The organism is Actinophytocola sp. (assembly GCF_035712165.1).
Classification (GTDB): domain Bacteria; phylum Actinomycetota; class Actinomycetes; order Mycobacteriales; family Pseudonocardiaceae; genus DASYTH01.
Genome location: NZ_DASTBH010000436.1, coordinates 1 through 2,073, shown reverse-complemented (window position 1 = coordinate 2,073; position 2,073 = coordinate 1). Strand labels below are relative to the sequence as shown.

The 2,073-nt window shown below is 69.7% G+C and carries 2 protein-coding genes; one reads left to right on the top strand and one right to left on the bottom strand.

Translation table 11 applies throughout. The features are described 5' to 3' along the window. The first annotated feature begins 341 nt into the window (after window positions 1-341). Complete coding sequence (locus VFO68_RS24380; RefSeq protein ID WP_325160700.1) at window positions 342-725, top strand: hypothetical protein; 384 nt, start codon at window positions 342-344, stop codon at window positions 723-725. Here the strand turns inward: VFO68_RS24380 and VFO68_RS24375 are convergent. Continuing rightward, on the bottom strand, window positions 697-1,953 hold the full coding sequence (locus tag VFO68_RS24375) for a glycosyltransferase family 4 protein (protein WP_325160699.1): 1,257 nt from the start codon (window positions 1,951-1,953) through the stop codon (window positions 697-699). The two genes, VFO68_RS24380 and VFO68_RS24375, sit on opposite strands and share 29 nt — an antisense overlap. Window positions 1,954-2,073: the final 120 nt, after the last annotated feature.

Sequence of the window (2,073 nt, the reverse complement as noted above, 5' to 3'; positions counted from 1 at the left end):
GATGAGGTAGTCTCGGCCCACCACCCGGTTGGCCGACAGCAGCAGCACGGCGAGGATGCGCGTGTGCCGGCGCTCGAAGGTCTGCGGTTGCCCGTCCGGGTCGACCACCTGAAGCGACCCGAGAATCCGGTATCTCATGTCTCCTCCAGCGAAGAGGAGTCGAGATTATTGGATTTATCGATGCGCTGACAGGCCGGATGAAGATTCGCGTGAGTTTTGGATGAACGAGCGACGTGAGTCTGTATGAGTGAGCACGATGATCCGCTGCCGGCGGATCTCGCCGACCACTACGCCAGCCGCTACCCAGGGCTTGTTCAGAAAACGCGCCTACCATGAGCGACATGGACGAGAACCGGGCCCGGCGGGTGGTCGACGCGCTGCGGGAGCGGGGCGTGCCCGCCCACATGGCACAGCCGCGAGCCGGCGTGTCCCAGTTCGGGATCCGCGTCGTGCTGCCGGGCGACCGCGAGGCGGTCTGGGACACCGACGGCACGGCCGGGCTCGAGGCGCAGGTGATGCGGGACGGCATGCTTGTCGGGTTCGTCCCCGTCATCCCCGGTTCGGAGGATTTCACCGAGGAGCAGGTGATCGACGCCATCGCCCGCACCGACTACGACAAGCCGGTCGCCACCCAGCGCCGCACCGCGCCGCCACCGGCGCCGTCGCTTCCGCGTGAGGGTGGCCTGCTGCGCCGCTTCATGGAGGGCTTCCGCCAGCAGGACTGACCGCCCACGGCATGGTGGTGGCCAGGAACCGGCGCACTGTCCGGGCATAGTCCATGCGTTCCCGCACGAATCGGCGCCCGGCCGCGCGCATCTCGGCGATGGTTGCCGGATCGGCTCGCAGGGCACGGGCCAAGGCGGCGGCGAGGTCCGCCGGGTCGGCCGGCTGGGCGGTGTACCCGGTGCATCCCTCGATGACCTGGTCGGCGAGGCCGCCCGCGGTGGTGGCGATGACCGGCGCCGCGCCCGCGGCGAAAGCCTCGGTGGGGACGCGGCCGAACGGTTCGGCGCGCGACGGTACGATCACGCCCTTCATTGCCGCATGGGTCAGCCAGTTCCGGATGCCGGTGTGGAACACCGGAAGCAGGGTGGCGTTGAGCCGCTCGTCCGCGATCCGCTTGGCCAGGCGGCGTTGGTAGGCGTCGGGGGTTCGGTCCTCGGTGACGGCCGCGAGCAACAGGTGCGGCGGTTCGAAGTCTCGCAGGAGCCTGATCGCCTCCAGCAGGTCGTCGAAGCCTTTGTACGGGTGCGCCCGGCCCATGGCGAGCAGGAACCCGTCGCGCGCCGCATCCGGCAGCGGATGGGCCTCGCCCGCCTCCGGTGCTGATAGCTCCTCCGGCGTGAGCCCGTTGGGCAGGTCGACGATGGCCTCGTCCGCGATGCCGTAGTCGTGACACAGATGGCGGCGCATGAACGGGGAGGTCGCCGCGATCCGGCCGCCGCGCTCGACCGTGGCCTGAAGGCCGAGCCGTTCCCACACCACCCGTTCGATGTTCCCGGGGTCGTGCAGCAGCGCGGTGGAGCGGGGAACGACCGTGGCATGGGCGGCCACGCCGGGCGGCAGGAGCGGCATCACCCCGAAGAAGGGGACATCAAACATCATCAGGTGTACCGGTCCGGCGCCGGGCAGGATGTCGGAGCACAGCATGGCCGCGGTGTTGGCCGACAGCCGGCGGAAGGCGGCCACCCCACCGAAGCGCGTCATCCCTCCGGTACCGTTGTCGATCGGCCGCACGACCACCGATTCCCGAACCAGCGCAAGGGATTCCCGGTGCCAGACCGGATCGTGCTCGCCGCTGCCCGGTACCAGGCGGACGGGAAGCACCACCAGCCGGATGCCCTCCGCGATGGCCTCGAAGACCAGGCGGAGGAAACCGCGGTTCGTGCGGCCCGCCCCCGTTCCCGCGCCGTACCAACCGTCGTGGACGGCGACGACGATGGTGGGGGTCACCTCGGTTCCATGCGCACCAAGGCGGACACACCGGGTGTCTGGGAGATGCGAGCCGCTTGAGGCGGGGAAGACGTGAGCACGGACATGACAGAGCCCTTCCACCGGCTTGTACGGCTCATC